Source organism: Noviherbaspirillum sp. Root189, from assembly GCF_001428545.1.
GTDB lineage: Bacteria > Pseudomonadota > Gammaproteobacteria > Burkholderiales > Burkholderiaceae_D > Noviherbaspirillum.
On record NZ_LMHZ01000089.1, the window covers coordinates 115,517 to 132,842 of the forward strand.

13 protein-coding genes are annotated in these 17,326 nt (G+C 58.1%); 10 read left to right on the forward strand and 3 right to left on the reverse strand.

The genetic code is table 11. The annotated features are described in order from the left end of the window. Positions 1 to 40: 40 nt before the first annotated feature. The 3 genes from ASE07_RS27705 to ASE07_RS27715 all read right to left on the reverse strand — a co-directional run bounded on the left by ASE07_RS27705 (position 41) and on the right by ASE07_RS27715 (position 3,246). A complete protein-coding gene (locus tag ASE07_RS27705; protein ID WP_057294038.1) occupies positions 41 to 862 on the reverse strand; it encodes an alpha/beta fold hydrolase in 822 nt (273 codons plus the stop codon). Continuing rightward, positions 859 to 2,448, reverse strand: coding sequence for a benzoate-CoA ligase family protein (locus ASE07_RS27710; protein ID WP_057294039.1), 1,590 nt, complete (start codon positions 2,446 to 2,448; stop codon positions 859 to 861). Before ASE07_RS27710 ends, ASE07_RS27705 begins: the two co-directional genes overlap by 4 nt. A gap of 324 nt (positions 2,449 to 2,772) precedes the next feature. Continuing rightward, on the reverse strand, positions 2,773 to 3,246 hold the full coding sequence (locus ASE07_RS27715) for a DUF4863 family protein (RefSeq protein WP_057294040.1): 474 nt from the start codon (positions 3,244 to 3,246) through the stop codon (positions 2,773 to 2,775). Between the two features lie 208 nt (positions 3,247 to 3,454). On the opposite strand from ASE07_RS27715, the gene ASE07_RS27720 reads away from it, so the two are divergent. From ASE07_RS27720 to ASE07_RS27765, 10 genes are all read left to right on the forward strand, one after another. Further along, positions 3,455 to 4,357, forward strand: a complete 903-nt coding sequence (locus ASE07_RS27720; protein WP_057294041.1) for a helix-turn-helix transcriptional regulator — start codon at positions 3,455 to 3,457, stop codon at positions 4,355 to 4,357. 482 nt (positions 4,358 to 4,839) lie between these two features. Further along, positions 4,840 to 6,498, forward strand: coding sequence for a 2,3-epoxybenzoyl-CoA dihydrolase (boxC, locus tag ASE07_RS27725; RefSeq protein ID WP_057294042.1), 1,659 nt, complete (start codon positions 4,840 to 4,842; stop codon positions 6,496 to 6,498). A 22-nt stretch (positions 6,499 to 6,520) separates the two neighbouring features. Continuing rightward, the gene (gene boxB / locus ASE07_RS27730; RefSeq protein ID WP_057294043.1) at positions 6,521 to 7,948 is read left to right on the forward strand and encodes a benzoyl-CoA 2,3-epoxidase subunit BoxB; all 1,428 of its coding nucleotides are present in this window, start codon (positions 6,521 to 6,523) and stop codon (positions 7,946 to 7,948) included. 252 nt (positions 7,949 to 8,200) lie between these two features. Continuing rightward, positions 8,201 to 9,445, forward strand: a complete 1,245-nt coding sequence (gene boxA, locus ASE07_RS27735; protein ID WP_057294044.1) for a benzoyl-CoA 2,3-epoxidase subunit BoxA — start codon at positions 8,201 to 8,203, stop codon at positions 9,443 to 9,445. A 315-nt stretch (positions 9,446 to 9,760) separates the two neighbouring features. Further along, positions 9,761 to 10,912 (forward strand): ABC transporter substrate-binding protein, encoded by a 1,152-nt coding sequence (locus ASE07_RS27740; protein ID WP_057294045.1) that lies wholly within the window; start codon positions 9,761 to 9,763, stop codon positions 10,910 to 10,912. A 13-nt stretch (positions 10,913 to 10,925) separates the two neighbouring features. Next, the gene (locus tag ASE07_RS27745) at positions 10,926 to 12,770 is read left to right on the forward strand and encodes a feruloyl-CoA synthase (protein WP_057294046.1); all 1,845 of its coding nucleotides are present in this window, start codon (positions 10,926 to 10,928) and stop codon (positions 12,768 to 12,770) included. 282 nt (positions 12,771 to 13,052) lie between these two features. Next, a complete protein-coding gene (locus tag ASE07_RS27750; RefSeq protein WP_082584546.1) occupies positions 13,053 to 14,045 on the forward strand; it encodes a helix-turn-helix transcriptional regulator in 993 nt (330 codons plus the stop codon). Positions 14,046 to 14,111: 66 nt separating this feature from the next. Further along, a complete protein-coding gene (locus ASE07_RS27755) occupies positions 14,112 to 15,059 on the forward strand; it encodes a 3-hydroxyacyl-CoA dehydrogenase NAD-binding domain-containing protein (protein ID WP_057294047.1) in 948 nt (315 codons plus the stop codon). A 69-nt stretch (positions 15,060 to 15,128) separates the two neighbouring features. Continuing rightward, positions 15,129 to 15,911, forward strand: a complete 783-nt coding sequence (locus ASE07_RS27760) for a crotonase/enoyl-CoA hydratase family protein (RefSeq protein WP_057294048.1) — start codon at positions 15,129 to 15,131, stop codon at positions 15,909 to 15,911. A 193-nt stretch (positions 15,912 to 16,104) separates the two neighbouring features. Further along, a complete protein-coding gene (locus ASE07_RS27765; protein WP_082584549.1) occupies positions 16,105 to 17,184 on the forward strand; it encodes a phospholipase A in 1,080 nt (359 codons plus the stop codon). Positions 17,185 to 17,326 lie beyond the last annotated feature (142 nt).

A 17,326-nucleotide genomic window follows, 5' to 3' on the forward strand; every position in this document is an offset into this window, starting at 1 on the left:
CTTCACGGCTTGTCTCCTTATTTATGATGACGTACAGGTATTACCGACGTATTACTGACGTATTGCTTTTGATGAATTGAGCGACTTCTTTGGTGAGCGCTTCAGGTTGATCGCGGTGCGGCGAATGGCCGCATCGGGGCAGGATAACCAGTCGGGTTTGAGGTGCCTTTCGTTGAATTCCACGGATCTGTTCTAGCGTACCATATTCGTCATCTTCTCCCTGCACAGCCATGACCGGACAGGTAATACGGGGCAACTCGCTTTCGATGTTCCATGAGCGGAAGGCGGGATCGAGCCAGATAGTATTCCAGCCCCAGAACGCGGAGTCGGCATCGGCGTGATATCGCCCGAGCTTGCTCGGGAAGTCGGTGGAGAGGTAGGTTTCCCGCGCTTGTTCGATGCTGGTGATGCTTACATCTTCAACAAGGATATGCGGGGCGACCACGGCAATGCCGCTGACCGATTCGGGAAAATGCGCTGCATGCAACAGGGCAATCGAGCCGCCGTCACTATGGCCGAACAACCATGGTTTATGCACGCCGAGCGCGGCAAAAAACATCGGCAGCACTTCATCCGCCTGCGCATGCATGAAGCTCACCGGCCAGCGCTCGTCATGCGGTCGCGGCGTCGAATTGCCATAGCCGTAGCGTGAAAATACCAGGCCGGTAAAGCCGTTGGCTTCACAGAAACGTTGCGGATAGTCCTTCCACAAAGCGATCGACCCCAAGCCTTCATGCAGGAAAACTATCACCGGATACGCGGACTTGGCCGCGCCGACCCACTGGTACTCCATGCGCAGCGGCTTGTCACGCCAGGTCAAATCGATAAACTCGGTTTTCGGTTCATGCAGCATGACTGTCATACCGCCTGTTCCTGCAAGGCGCGCAATTTAAAGCGCTGGATTTTTCCTGTAGCCGTTTTTGGCAACTCCTGGACAAAGATGATTTCGCGTGGATATTTGTGGGGTGCGAGCTTGCCTTTGACAAAGCTCTTGAGCTCTTCGGCAAGCGCTGGCGTTTCGGATTGGCCTTTGCCAAGCACGACGTAGGCGACGGTCTTGATGAGACCATCGCTGCCGGTCTTGCCGACCACTGCACATTCAAGGACGGCGGGATGTTCGATCATGACGTTCTCAATTTCGACGGGGGATACGTATTGTCCACTAACTTTCAGCATGTCATCACTGCGGCCAGAATACGAATAATAACCATCGGCGTCCACGACATATTTATCGCCGCTCTTGAGCCAGTCGCCGATAAACGTGGTGCGGCTCTTTTCCCGGTTACACCAGTACAGCAGGGCTGCACTGGGGCCACGGATGTAAAGATCGCCGATCTCGCCGATCGATACCGTCTGGCCTTTTTCGTCGCGCAGTTCGACGTCATATCCCGGTACTGGCTGCCCCGTCGTTCCGTAACGCACGTTGCCGACGCGATTGGACAGGAAGATATGCAGCATTTCTGTCGAACCGATGCCGTCGAGTATGTCGCAGCCAAAGCGGTTACGGAATTTTTCACCGACTTCGCGCGGCAACGCTTCGCCTGCGGAGGTGCACACGCGCAGCGCGACATCTTCCCTGGCTGGCAATTCCTCCGACGCGAGCATGGCGACATACAGGGTCGGCACCCCATAGAAGATCGTCGGCTTATGTTCGGTCAGGCGCTTGAACACCGCTGTTGGTGTCGGCCGTTCCGCCATCAGGATGACGGTGGCACCGACGCTCAGCGGGAAAGTCAAGCCGTTGCCGAGGCCATAGGCGAAGAACAACTTGGCAGCCGAGAACACGATGTCGTCCGTCTTGATGCCAAGAATCGGCTTGCCGTATAGTTCCGCCGTCCAGAACAGGTTGGCATGGGAATGCACGGTGCCTTTCGGACGCCCGGTCGATCCGGAAGAATAAAGCCAGAATGCAAAATCATCGCCATGCGTGTTGGCCGCGGCGGTTGCAGGAAGGGGCTCGGATGCCAGCAGACTGGCGAATGTGCGCAAGCCTTCGCTGCCATTGGCGAGTTCTGCGGCAAGCGCAGGTGCGCAAACAATCAGTTCAGGCTGTGCGTCCGTTTTGCCGAGCGCTTCCTTGACGCAGGAAAGTAAAGTCTGGGATACCAGTACGGCTTTGGCTCCGCTGTGTTCGATCATGTAAGCATAGTCGTCCGCGGGGAGCAAGGTATTGACCGGAACAGGGATGATTCCGGCAAACAGGGCGCCGAGGAAGGCAACCGGCATGTCGTTGGTGTCTTGCATCACCAGAAGAATGCGCTCTTCGCGATGGATGCCGCTGGCGAGCAGACCGGCAGCGAAGCGCCTCACGCGCTGGTCAAGTTCACCATACGTCATCGCATCCTTGTCGTCGATATACGCAGTCTTGTCCGCACGTCCGGCATTGATTTCAAGAATGTGCCGCGCAAAATTGAAGCGCTGGGGCAGCACCGTCGTTGGCTGATTCATTTCGTCTCTCCATATCCCGCTGTGCTACGGCTCGCGGTTGAATTGAACATCTTGTTCAGGCGACGTGTACGCCGCTCTTGTTCTTTCGTGCTTGCCCTCTTAATCAGCCCTGTCCATCGCCTGTCGCCAGCCAGTTCCGATAGAACGCTGTAACGCGTTCGCTGAAGGTTGTAATGATGGCTCCATGTTTCCGGCAGGTGGCAGAAGCAGGCCCCGTGCTTGCGCTCCTCCACACGGCTTGAAGGAAGCCGCAAAGTTGATCGAGAGAAGAGGGCACCAGTATTCTGCAGGTTGGCTTCGCCATCGTTAAGCGAAACGACGCGGTCACGCAGCGGCTGCCGTGAACTTGATCGCGCCTTCCGGCAGCAGATAGAGCACCAGCGCACGGCCTTTGGCGACCGTTGGACGATGTGCGCTTCCTGGTTCATAAACACACCAGCCAGCAGGATGCCCATCGAAGCTCGCACCGGCAGTCAGCGGCATGATCAAGTCGATTTCACCATTGGGATGGACATGATGCGGACCGGCGATGTCTTCCATTTCCACCACGTCGACGCTGAAGCCGTGGGTGGCTTCAGTGGCCTTCAATACGCGCCCGTAGCGAATGCCATCTGCTTCGCGATTGCACAGCCAGCCATCGCGTACACCCACTTTGCAGGCTTCAAAGAGTTGGTCATACAGATACGTGCCAGCCCCGTGCTGAGCATTTAAATGTGATTCAAGAGAGGAATCCAGGGGCACCGAAGCGATTTCTTCGGTGAGCTGACTGATGAGGCTTTGAAAACGTGTGACGTCCATGACTTACCTCGCTTCGATGCACTACAGTGCATTAGTGTGGTGAATTGGATATTTAATGCTTCTGCGGCGAGTTTAGGTGTACTATCTTGCATGTGTCAAGCGCTATCCGTAACTATATTTCATTTGGCTTGACGCCACATGCATTCGTTTTTTGAGATAATCCGCGCTGGCATATAGGCCGCGTTTAACCCCGGAGAATCGAGCTCGCATGACTGCGCAAAATGTATTAGCGGAAAACCTTGAAGAGGAAAAGGATCCTTTCCTGGTTGCATTAGGCGAACGCCTGCGCGCATTACGTTCCCGTCGCGGCTTTACCCGAAAGGCCCTTGCCAGACTCGCCAATGTGTCGGAGCGCCATCTTGCCAACGTCGAGTCCGGTGTAGGCAATGCCACGATCCAGTTTTTGCGGCAACTCACCACGGTTTTAAATTGCACCCTTGCCGAAATGATCGGCGACGAGACCGCGACGTCGCCGGAATGGCTGATGATCCGCGAAATTCTGCGTGGTCGTTCTGACGAAGAACTCGCCAAGGCACGCTCTACGCTGGCAGGCATTTTTGATGCGCCTACCAGCGAAACCGCCCGCAGGCAAAGGGTGGCGCTGATTGGCTTGAGGGGCGCCGGTAAATCGAGCCTCGGCCGGATGCTTGCCGATCAATGGATGGTGCCCTTCATTGAATTGAGTCGCCATGTGGAAACCGTGGCGGGTTGCAGTGTCGCCGAGATCCATGCACTCTACGGTCCCAGCGCATATCGCCGTTATGAGTATCGGGCACTGGAAGACATCATCCAGCGTTTTCCGCGCGCAGTGATCGCAACGCCCGGCGGTATCGTGTCCGATCCGGCGACATTCAATCTTCTCCTTTCCCATTGCTATACCGTATGGTTGCAGGCTTCGCCGAAAGACCATATGGAGCGCGTTCTCGCCCAAGGCGATACCCGGCCGATGTCGGGCAACCGGGAAGCGATGGAAGACTTGAAAAGCATTCTGGAAAGCCGGGCTGCCTTCTACTCCAAGGCGGACCAGACATTTAATACCAGCGAGATGACACAAGAGACGGCTTTCTTTGGTCTCATGGACCAGTTGCGGGAAGTGATTCAACCGCACTAGGCAATTCGCACCAGGCAGCTAATACTAATCCCAACCCATAACTCGCCATGAGATCGCGTCTTTTTCTGCCTGCCGGCGTTGCACTCGTCGTCAATAGCCCGCTATTGACTCCTCCTGCGCCTTGTCAGTCAAAAAAATCCATCGATCTCATTTGTCATGTTACAGGTCGGGATTGATATCACTTGTTTTCGCGAGCCGTTCCAGGCGCTCGCCAACAAAATTTTCCGGTGCGATTTCTTTCGCGACCCGGGTTCTCTACGGCAGCGCTTTATTCTTGCCTTTACTTGCTGAGCCGTTTCAGGATCAGCATGCCAATTCCCCACATCCATCCTTTGACGGCGACGGCCGAGTGTATTGACGTTAAAGGAAAACCGGCATCGCGCATCTGAAAATTAATGCAGTTTACATCTTGACACGGGGGTATGGCGGCAATATAGTGCGTTTAATATCACTCGAATGCATCATATTTCACCGAGGAGCCCATGCCTACCGCACCCCAGATCCATTACGCCACTTCGCCCGACCAGTACCGGCACTGGACGCTGGCCGTCGACGGCCCGATTGCCACCCTCACCATGAACGTCAACGAGGACGGCGGCATCAGGGATGGTTACAAGCTCAAGCTCAATTCCTATGACCTCGGCGTCGATATCGAACTTTACGACGCCGTCCAGCGCATCCGCTTCGAGCACCCGACCGTCAAGACCGTAGTGATTACCAGCAGCCGCGACCGCATCTTCTGTTCCGGCGCCAATATCTTCATGCTGGGCAAATCGTCCCATGCCTGGAAAGTCAACTTCTGCAAGTTCACCAATGAAACCCGCAACGGCCTGGAAGACTCCAGCCGTCATGGCGGCCTGAAGTTCGTCGCCGCGGTCAACGGCGCCTGTGCCGGCGGCGGCTATGAACTGGCGGCAGCCTGCGACGAGATCATCCTGGTCGACGACCGCTCCTCATCGGTAAGCCTGCCGGAAGTGCCGCTCTTGGGCGTCTTGCCCGGCACCGGTGGCCTGACCCGCCTGACCGACAAGCGCAAGGTACGCCACGACCATGCCGACATCTTTTGCACCACTTCCGAAGGCGTGCGCGGCCAGCGGGCCAAGGACTGGAAACTGGTCGATGAAGTGGCCAAGCCGGCCCAGTTTGCCGATACCGTGCGCCGGCATGCATTGGCACTGGCCGACAAGAGCAGCCGGCCCGACCAGGCCGCCGGCGTCAAGCTGACCCCCTTGCAGCGCGAGCTATCGGACAGCGGTGTTGCCTACGAGTTTGTCAATGTGGCCATCGACCGCGCCAACCGCACCGCAACCGTCACGGTCAAGGCGCCAACTGCGGCGCAGCCGACCGAGATGGCCGCGATCGAAGCCGCCGGGGTGCGCTGGTGGCCGTTGCAGTTTGCGCGTGAACTCGATGATGCGATATTGCACCTGCGCACCAATGAGCTCGAGATCGGCACCTGGGTCCTCAAGTCGGCAGGGGACCCGCAAGCGGTGCTGGAGATCGATGCCACGCTGGCCGCCCATCAGGACCACTGGCTGGTGCGGGAAACGGTCGGTTACCTGCGCCGCACGCTGGCCCGGCTGGACGTGACGTCGCGCTCGCTGTTTGCCTTCATCGACGAAGGTTCCTGTTTTGCCGGCACCCTGCTCGAAGTGGCGCTGGCGGCCGACCGCAGCTACATGCTGGCCTTGCCCGACGATGCCGACAAGACACCGAAAATCGCCGTGTCGCACCTCAACTTCGGCACCTATCCGATGGTCAGCGGCGAATCGCGCCTCGCGCGCCGCTTCTATGGCGATGACGCGGCGCTGGCCGCCGTGCACGAGCGCCAGGGACAACTGCTCGATGCCGATGCGGCCATGGCGCTGGGCCTGATCACCATGAATCCGGACGACCTGGACTGGCCGGACGAAACCCGCCTGGCGCTCGAAGAACGCGCCAGCATGTCGCCCGATGCGCTGACCGGGATGGAAGCGAACCTGCGCTTCAATGGCCGCGAAACCATGGAAACGCGCATCTTCGGCCGCCTGAGCGCCTGGCAGAACTGGATCTTCATCCGCCCCAATGCGGTCGGCGAGCTCGGTGCCTTGAAGGTGTATGGCTCCGGCAGCAAGGCCCAGTTTGATCTGAACCGCGTCTAACCGACTTCAACAAGGATTCCCCGTGAGCACCATCAACTACAGCGACAAGATCCCCAACAACGTCAACCTGTCCGAAGACAAGACCCTGCAGCGCGCGCTCGAACACTGGCAGCCCAACTACCTGCAATGGTGGCAAGACATGGGCCCGGACGGCTCGACCAACTTCGATGTCTACCTGCGCACCGCGATCAATGTGACGCCCGAAGGCTGGGCCCATTTCGGCCATGTCAAGATGCCCGACTACCGTTGGGGCATTTTCCTGGCGCAGCAGGAAGAGGGACGCAAGGTTAATTTCGGCGAGAACAAGGGCAGCGCTGCCTGGCAGGATGTGCCGGGCGAACACCGTGCCAACCTGCGCCGCATCATCGTCACGCAAGGCGACACCGAACCGGCGTCGGTGGAGCAGCAGCGTCATCTGGGCCTGACCGCGCCGTCGCAGTACGACATGCGCAACCTGTTCCAGATCAACGTCGAAGAGGGCCGCCACCTGTGGGCGATGGTGTACCTGCTGCATAAATATTTCGGCCGCGATGGGCGCGAGGAAGCCGAAGCGCTGCTGCAGCGCAATTCCGGCAACCAGGATAATCCGCGCATCCTGGAAGCGTTCAACGAGGAAACGCCGGACTGGCTGGCGTTCTACATGTTCACCTACTTTACCGACCGCGACGGCAAGTTCCAGCTGAATGCGCTGGCCGAATCGGGTTTCGATCCCTTGTCGCGCACCTGCCGCTTCATGCTGACCGAAGAAGCGCACCACATGTTCGTCGGCGAATCGGGCATTTCACGGGTGATCCAGCGCACCGTCGACATCATGAAGCAGCACAGGATCGAGGACCCCAATGAAGTGCGCAAGCATGGGGTGATCGATTTGCCCACCATCCAGCGCTACCTGAACTTCCATTTCAGCGTGACCGTCGATTTGTTCGGTGCCGACCAGTCGTCGAATGCGGCGACCTTCTATAGTTCGGGGCTGAAGGGCCGTTATGAAGAAACCAAGCGCGACGACGACCATGTATTGAAGAACCACCAGTACCGAATCCTGGAGATCCAGGGCGACCGCATTGTCGAGAAGGAAGTGCCGATGCTCAATTCGCTCAATGAAGTGCTGCGCGATGACTACATCCGCGATTCGATTGCCGGTATCGGGCGCTGGAACCGCATCATCGACAAGGCGGGGCTGGCGTTCCGGCTGCAGGCGCCGCACAAGGCGTTCAACCGCCATATCGGCAGCTTTGCCGGCCACAAGGTGTCGCCGGACGGGCGGGTGATTTCGGACGCCGAATGGGCAGCCAATGTGCGCAACTGGCTGCCCAGTGAAGAGGACCGGGCCTATGTGGCATCGCTGATGGGACGGGTGATCGAGCCGGGCAGGATGGCCAACTGGATTGCGCCGCCGCCGGTGGGCATCAACCGCCAGCCGATCGAGTTTGAGTATGTGCGGTTTAATTGAGCTGAAGCATCACGCATCGTTGGACGGCTCCTTCCTCCTGTTAGAGGGAAGGTTGGGATGGGGCGGGCCGCGTAGGCTGATGCGGTCGAGCCAGCGCAGCAGGACGATCAACCTTCACACCCCCACCCTAACCCTCCCCTAGAAGGGGGAGGGAACCCGACGGAGAAGAGGGGACCTGACGGAGCACGTTGTGAACTCATCAGATCCATCGGAACGAAGCGGTAATCTCATCCCATACCTGAGTCAACCACCATGAACGCCCCCGAACCGATCGCCATCATCCGCCAGCACCTGATCGACCCCGAGGTTTGCATCCGCTGCAACACCTGCGAAGAAACCTGCCCGGTCGATGCGATCACCCACGACAGCCGCAACTACGTGGTCAAGGCCGATGTCTGCAATGCCTGCGGCGCCTGCATCTCGCCGTGCCCGACCGGCTCCATCGACCACTGGCACCTGGTGCCCAAGGCATCGGCCTACACCATCGAAGAGCAACTGGGCTGGGATGAACTGCCGCCGCCGCAGGACCTCGACACTGGCGTGCTCGATCAGGCCGCAAGCGACAATGCCGCCGAGGCCGCCGGCGAGGAAGTGCAGGTCAATGCGGCCACCTCGACCACCTCGCCGACACCGCCCTGGTCGGCCGCGCATCCCTATGTGAACCTGTACACGCTCAAGAACCCGATCACCGCCACGGTGGCCGGCAACTACCGGCTGACCGATCCCAGTGTCGAGAGCGACATCCACCATATCGTGCTCGACTTCGGCACCCAGGTGTTTCCGATTCTCGAAGGCCAGTCGATCGGCATCATTCCGCCGGGGACAGATGCCAATGGCAAGCCGCATTACCTGCGCATGTACTCGGTGGCCAGTCCGAGAAGCGGCGAGCGCGAGGGCTACAACAACCTGTCGCTGACCGTCAAGCGGGTGGTCGAGGACCATGAGGGTAGGCCGACGGTGGGCGTGGCATCGAACTATCTGTGCGATCTGCCCAAGGGCGCCACGGTGCAGGTGACTGGCCCGTTCGGCGTCAATTACCTGATGCCCAACCATGCGGGTTCGAACCTGCTGATGATCTGCACCGGCACCGGTTCGGCGCCGATGCGGGCAATGACCGAGCACCGGCGGCGGCTGGAATCGACAGCCGGCAAGGTGGGCGGCAAGCTGATGTTGTTCTTCGGTGCGCGCAATGCGCAGGAACTGCCGTATTTCGGGCCGCTGCTGAAGCTGCCGGAGCACTTCATCGACAAGCACTTTGCGTTCTCGCGGGTCGACGGCCAGCCGAAGACGTATGTGCAGGACAAGATCCGTGCGGCCGGAGCGAAGGTGGCGGAGTTGCTGCGGGGCGATACCTACATTTACATCTGCGGCCTGAAGGGCATGGAGATGGGCGTCATGGACGCGTTGCGTGAAGTATGTGCGGCCGAGGGACTGGACTGGACCGCACTGCTCGACAGGATGGTCAGGGAAGGCCGTTTCCATGTCGAGACGTATTAAACCGGCTATTGAACTGATGCCCATTTCAAACAGGACCTCCGGGTCCTGTTTTTACATCTTCCAGCCGTTATGCAGAAAGTACTCGCAAGGGTATCGATTTTCCTTCTACCTATTCCAATCCAAACGCTATCCGATATTCCGATGGCATTTTTGCGGTAATACAAGAAGCTGACCGCGAACGGTCGAAGCTGAAAAAATATACTATCGAATATGTTTAATGTAGAAGTTATCTATAGTATATTTGTCTCGCAGCGGCACAAAACGCGATGACTACAACAAGCGGCTGCCCATCCAACCACTATCGTAGGAGGAGACATGCGCAACAAGTTCAAGGTAACCGCAGTGACGGCAGCACTTGTATTCGTCGGTATCGCCGCTCCGGCAATGGCCGATATCAATGTCGGCATTTCTGTCTGTGCGACGGGCCCAGGCGCAGCGCTGGGCATCCCCGAAAAAAACACCGTGGCGCTGCTTCCCACAACCATCGCCGGCGAGAAGGTAAATTACATCGTGCTGGACGACGGCACGGATGCCACCATGGCCAGCAAGAATGCCCGCAAGCTGGTCAGTGAAAACAATGTGGACATCATTATTGGTTCTTCTTCGGTGCCGCCCGCCATGGCGATCGTCGAAGTCGCCAATGAAACAAAAACGCCGCAGATTTCCCTTTCGCCGATTGAATTGGCCGGCGACAAGAATACTTGGGTTTTCCGCACGCCACAGCACAATTCCGTGATGGCTAAGGCGCTCGCCGAGCATATGCAGGCCAACAAGGTCAAGACCCTCGGCTTTATCGGTTATAGCGACGGCTACGGCGAAAGCTGGCTCAAGGAAATGACCAAGGCAGCAGAGTCAGTCGGCATCAAGGTGACTACCGTCGAACGCTTCAACCGGACCGACACCAGTGTCACCGGGCAAGCCGTCAAGCTTGCTTCGGCCAAGCCAGATGCCATCCTGGTCGCTGCGTCCGGCACGCCCTCCGCGCTGCCTCAGCTCAGCATCCTGGAGCGTGGTTACAAAGGTCAGATCTATCAGACTCACGGCACCGCAACCAAGGAATACATTCGTGTCGGCGGCAAAGCGGTGGACGGCACCATCCTGCCGGCGGGTCCAGTGGTCGTCGCAGCTCAACTGCCGGACAGCCATCCGTCGAAAAAGGTTGGCATGGACTACAGCCGCCAGTACGAGGAAAAGTATGGGCCTGGCTCGTTATCTTCCTTCGGTGCGCATATGTACGACGCTTATCTGGTGTTTGCCGCTGCAGTGCCGACCGCGATGAAAAAAGCCAAACCAGGCACACCCGAATTCAGGCAAGCGTTGCGCGATGCCCTTGAGACGGGCAAGGAAGTCGTCGGCACGCACGGCGTCTTCAATATGAAGGCGAGTGACCATTTCGGTCATGATGACCGCGCACGTGCGCTGGTGCGGGTGGAGCAGGGCGACTGGAAACTGCTCAGCGACAAATAACAGCGAGGCAATCATGAATGCAACCATTGCGGGCACTGCGCTCTTCGCCGAGCCGCGGATGCTTGTCGAGCGCCGTGAGGACGGCGCTATTCTTCTGACTTCGCCGATCCCCCTCGAGGAGCATGAACGCTGTATCGGCATGTACCTTGAGAAGTGGGCGGCACGCGCGCCAGAACGCCCGTTTCTGCTTGAGCGAGACCGGGAAGGCCAATGGGTCGGCGTGACGTATGCCGAAGCCTTGCAAAAGGTACGCCGCATTGCGACGTGGCTGTTACAGCATGGCGTGACGGCGGAACATCCAGTCGTTGTCCTGTCGGATAACAGCGTTGAGCACGGACTGCTGATGCTTGCCTGCATGCATATCGGCGTGCCGTATTCGGCAATATCACCCGCCTATTCGCTTGTATCCAGAGATCACGCAAAGCTGAAAAGCTTGATTGCGCGGCTTGATCCCAGCGTGATTTACGTCTCGGACAGCGAAAAATTCTCCGCACCGCTTGAAGCGATCAAGGATCTGCACCAGGCCACGCTTGTCACATCAGCGAGTACGGCACCGTCCGAAGGCGGGGTATCGTTTTCTTCTTTGCTGGAGTCACTCGATGCAGACCGCGTCGCCGAGGCTTTTGCGCGGATCGACGGCGACACCGTGGCAAAAATCCTGTTTACCTCGGGATCGACCAGCGAGCCAAAGGGAGTCATCAACACGCAACGCATGCTGTGTTCCAGCCAGCAAGGCAAAACACAGCTCTGGCCCTTCCTGACAGAGACGCCGCCCGTGCTGCTGGACTGGCTGCCATGGAATCACACCTTTGGCAGCAATCACAATTTCAATCTTGTCCTGATGCACGGCGGCACCCTCTATATCGACGGCGGAAAGCCGATGCCGGGAATGTTCGACGCCAGCATTCAGAATCTGCGTGACGTTGCACCGACGCTTTACCTGAATGTGCCGCGCGGCTTCGACATGCTGGTGCCGGCCCTGCGTAGCGACGCCGCGTTGCGAAAGGCATTCTTCTCAAGACTGCAAGTCATTTTCTATGCAGCCGCAGCATTACCGCAGTATTTGTGGGATGCATTGATCGAACTTTCCCGGCAGGAGTTAGGCCACGCCTTGCCCATGGTGACGGCATGGGGCTCGACCGAAACTTCGCCGCTCGCCACCGACTGTCATTACCAGGCCGAGCGTTCCGGTGTCATCGGGCTGCCGATTCCCGGCGTGTCGCTCAAGTTGCTGCCGAACGGAGACAAGCTGGAGGTGCGCGTCAAGGGACCGATCGTCACGCCCGGTTACTACAAGCAGCCGGACATCACCGCCAAGGCATTTGATGAAGAAGGGTTTTACCTGATCGGAGACGCGGTGCGCTTTGCCGATCCGGAGCAGCCGCATCTTGGGCTGGTATTCGATGGCCGGGTCGCAGAAGATTTCAAGCTTAGCACCGGCACCTGGGTCAGCGTCGGTACCTTGCGGATGAAGGCAATCGAGAAGCTCGCGCCGGTAGCGCAGGATATCGTCGTTGCCGGCCACGACCGCGATAGCGTTTCCCTGCTGATCTTCCCCAATGCGGCGGCCTGCAAACAGCTGGCGGGACTTCCTGCGGACGGAGCGTTCGCCGACGCGCTGAACCATGAAGCGGTACGCCATCATGTGAAGCTCGCCCTGGACGAACTGCGCAGGATGGGTAGCGGTACGTCGACCTTTGCGCAGCGTGCCTTGCTGATGACGGAACCGCCCGCGGTCGATGGTGGCGAGATTACCGACAAGGGTTATATCAATCAGGCCGCAGTGTTGAAGAACCGGGCGCATCTGGTCGAAAGGCTATACGCGGTCACGCCGGATGCACAGGTAATCTGCCTTTAGAGGTAATACCAATCCCAACCCATAACGCCACATGAGATCGCGTCTTTTTCCGGGGGGCGCCGAGCGGCCTGCCTGCGTTGCACTCGTCGTCAATAGCTCGCTATTGACTCCTCCTGCGCCTTGCCAGTCAAAAAAATCCATCGATCTCATTTGCCACGTTATAGCTTGGGATTGGTATAAGGCGCTGAAGCATGCGGTCGCTGCGCGGTTCTCAACACGAAATGTTGAAGCAGGCTTTGAGATAATGCTGCCGTTTATGTGTAGAGTTTAAGGAATTCCCTCATGCCGAGGAAAAAAAACGCGCCTGCCGACCAGCCCGATGTAACGCCATCCGTTACCGGAAAAACATCGAGGGTCCGACGCAAACCTGCGGAAGCACGGGCTGAACCGGGAAATACTGGCGATGATGTAGGCAGTGCGCTTTCCATGCGCCTGGGACAACGGGTGCGCTCCGCCCGGGCGGCCCGGGCGATGACGATGAAGCAGCTCGCCACCGAGTCCGGCATTTCGCTGCCTTATCTGTCGCGAGTGGAAAAGGGGGACGGTAATATATCCATCGCCGTGCTTCACAAGCTCGCCACGGCGCTCAATCTGCCGCTTGAAAACCTGTTGTCTGACAATGAGCGCTATGGAGCGGACTATGCGTTGATCGTCGAATTGCTCAAGCGGCAATCGCATGAACAGTTGAGCGAGATTCGACAATGGCTCGCCGATTACACAAGCAGTCGGGCCGATCCTTGTGCGGCGCCAATGCGGATTGCCTTGATTGGTTTGCGCGGCGCAGGAAAGTCGACGCTGGGACCATTGCTGGCCCGGCAGCTGGACGTTCCCTTCGTCGAACTCAATCGCGAGATCGAAGCAGAAGCCGGGGTCAATCTCAAGGAAATTTTCTGGCTGTATGGCCAGGCCGGATATCGCCGGCTCGAGCGTCGTTGCCTGGAACGCGTGATCGCCACCTACCCGGAAGTCGTGCTGGCAACCGGCGGTGGTATCGTCGCGGCTGCGTCCACCTACGAACTGTTGCTGCATTCCTTTTATAATGTCTGGTTGAAGGCCGAACCGGAAGAGCATTTTGCCCGCGTCATGGCGCAGCACGATGCACGTATCGCGAGCCCGCAGCTGCAAAAGGAAGCGATGGAAAATATCCATTATGCCCTCGAGGCACGTGCGGAGCTTTATGGTCTGGCCCATGCGACGGTCAATACATCCGGCAAGACAGTGGAGCAGACAGCGAAGGAACTGGCGCGTCTGTTAAGCAGGAAGAAGGCAGCATGAAACCTGTGGCGCGTTAAGACAGGCGCGCGAGTGCTCCGATTCACCGAAGAAGGACGAAGGTAAGACATGACGGAAGTTAACAAAATAAAGTGCGTTGCCGTTGTCGGCACGGGTGTCATCGGCGCAAGCTGGGCAGCTTATTTTCTGGCGCACGGCATGGACGTCAGGTGCACTGATCCCTCTCCGGGCGCAGAAGAAAAATTGCGTGCGGCGGTCGGCAGGCACTGGCCCATCCTGGAAGGACTCGGTCTCGCCGAAGGGGCGTCGCAGGAGCGCCTGACGTTTCACGCCGATCTCGAGGTGGCTCTCCAGGGAGCGGCTTTCGTTCAGGAAAACGGCCCCGAAAATGAGCAGTTGAAGATTGAACTGTTTCGACGCATGGATGCGGTGCTGCCTGCCAATGTCATCCTGGCCTCCAGTTCGTCCGGCCTGCTCATGAGTAAAGTGCAATCGGCATGTCGCCATCCCGAGCGTGTGCTGCTCGGACATCCTTTCAACCCGCCGCACATGATTCCGCTGGTCGAAGTGATCGGTGGTGAAAAGACGTCCGAACAGGCCGTCGCGCAGGCAATGGACTTCTATACCGCGATCGGCAAGCGCCCGATCCATCCACGCAAGGAAGTCAAGGGACACATCGCCAACCGATTGCAGGCGGCACTGTGGCGCGAAGCATTCCATCTGGTCGAGCAAGGAGTGGCAACAGTCAGTGATATCGATACGGCGATTGCGCATGGGCCCGGTCTGCGCTGGGCATTATTGGGTCCGTTCATGAACCTGCATCTATCCGGCGGTGACGGAGGGTTGCGGCATTTGCTTGACCATCTCGGTCCTCCCATAGAGAGCTGGTGGGCCGATCTGGGCGCGCCATCAATCACCGAAGCGCTGAAGGAAAAGATCGTGAAGGAAATGGATGCTGAACTCGCCGGCAAGGAGCAGGGCATGCTGACCGCCGAACGTGACCAGCTGCTGGTCGATTTGATTCAGGCGAAAACCACTGCGAGGAACCTGCCATAAGATCCGGCGGAATATTTTCCGCCGCGTTACAACAATCCGCCTATTGCCAAGCGACATGAACGATCCACTATGAGCGACACCTCGACCACACTAACAATCGAACAGACAGGCCCGATCGCCATTGTGTCGATCAACCGAGTCGCCAAGCGCAATGCGCTTAACGACGCCGCCATCCAAGCGTTGCAACTTTACTTCAATAACCCGCCGCCAGACGTGAAAGCGGTCATCGTACAGGGCTCCGGAGAGCATTTCTGCGCTGGCCTGGACCTGTCAGAGGTACGGGGGCGAAACGCAGTAGAGGCGATGCATCATTCACGGTCCTGGCATCACGCATTTGAACGCATACAGTTTGGCCGCGTTCCGGTCATCAGCGTTCTCAAAGGCGCAACTGTGGGCGGTGGGATGGAACTCGCAGCGTCCACCCATATCCGGGTCGCGGAGGCATCGGCTTTTTACGCGCTGCCCGAAGGACAGCGCGGCCTGTTCGTCGGCGGTGGCGGTTCAGTACGGATTCCCCGGCTGATCGGCGTTCCGTGCATGATGGACATGATGCTCACCGGACGGGTGCTGAATGCCGAAGAAGGGCATCGCGCCGGCATGTCGCAATATATCGTTGCAGTGGGCGAGGGCATGCGCAAGGCTATGGAACTGGCAAATAAAATTGTCGCCAACGCCGCAACCACTAACTACGGGGTCATCAATGTCTTGCCGCGCATTGCGGAGCAGTCTGTACAGGATGGTTTGATGACCGAGGCCCTGATGGCCGCGGTGGCGCAGAGCGATCCCGATACCCAGGAGCGCCTGACCGCGTTTGTAGACCGAAAGCAAAACAAGGTACAGGCAGGCAACTGAATAAAACCGTGCGCAGCCGTGCAGGCATGGAGTAGTTCCTGTGCTTTGCCTCCGGAACCAAAGCCAGCAAGGGCCCTTCTTATTGCAAGGGTTGCTAAAGGCGAAAGAGCGTTGAGCCTCCGCAACAATGTACCCGACCCCGAGCGGTATCGGCGACTTATAGGCCATGCTTGCTTGCATCAAAAAAAATACCATGAAAAAGTTTGTGACAGACCTGCCGGCGAGTTCCGTATTGGCCGTTATGCTGATGTGTGGCTCCATTGAGGGTCACGCTGCCGGTGCGCCTGCAGGACTTCAGGATTGCGCGGGAATCGTATCGGATTCCGCGCGCCTGCTTTGTTATGATCGTCTCGCCGGCAAGCCGGATACACAAGGCACGCCTGCTGCGCAGCCATCGGCTATCCGCCCCGATGCCGCGATGGTGTTGCCTGCATCCGGCGCGGAAAATGAAGGCGGCATGGCGAACCGTGCAGCAAGTGAATCGTCGCACCTCTCGGAGCACTGGGAGCTCGGGGCATCGAACAAGCGCGGGATTTTCAGATTCCGCCCGCATCACGAAAATTATCTGGTAGCTACCTACAATTCTGCGCCGAATCAGGATCCCTATCGCCCGTTCCGCGCATTCACACCTGAAGCAAAAGGATTGGCGCACGCGGAACTGGCCTTCCAGCTCGGCTTTAAACTAAAATTTGCGGAGAATGTGGCGGACAAACCTATCGATCTGTGGTTTGGCTATACGCAACGCAGCTTCTGGCAGGCCGGCAATGCCGCGGCATCCAGTCCGTTCCGCGAAACCGATTACCAGCCAGAGGTGATGGCAGTCGTTCCCGTTGACATCAATCTTCTTGGCCTGAGGTTGCGCATGTTGAATCTGGGCCTGTTGCATCAGTCAAACGGGCAGGCCTCCACGCTTTCACGCAGCTGGAATCGCGCTTATCTGCAAGCGGCCTTCGAGCATGGCAATTTCGACCTCTCTGCACGTATCTGGAAACGCTTCAATGAGGCGGCCAGTGACGATAACAATCCACGCATCGTTGATTACATGGGACGGGGTGACCTGGTCGGCACTTATCGCAGGAACGGTCATGAGTATTCGCTGCTGACCCGCTATAACTTCCATACCGACAAGGGGGCGGCACAGGTTTCCTGGGCCTTTCCACTGACGTCGAAGCTCAAGGGGTATGTGCAGTACTTTACCGGGTACGGTTATACCTTGATCGACTATGACGACTTCCAGCGCGTCCTTGGAATTGGTTTTCAGGTAGATTATTAAGTCGGCCTCCCCTGGAAACGTCCGTGTACATCATGCCCCGCGTGGCGTCATTTAAACAGTTTTAGCCCGGTTTTTCTCCCACTCGGAGGGAGGTTCCCCTTTAGTGCGTCGAAATGGTATCCTTGCCTAAGAGCAATCTTCT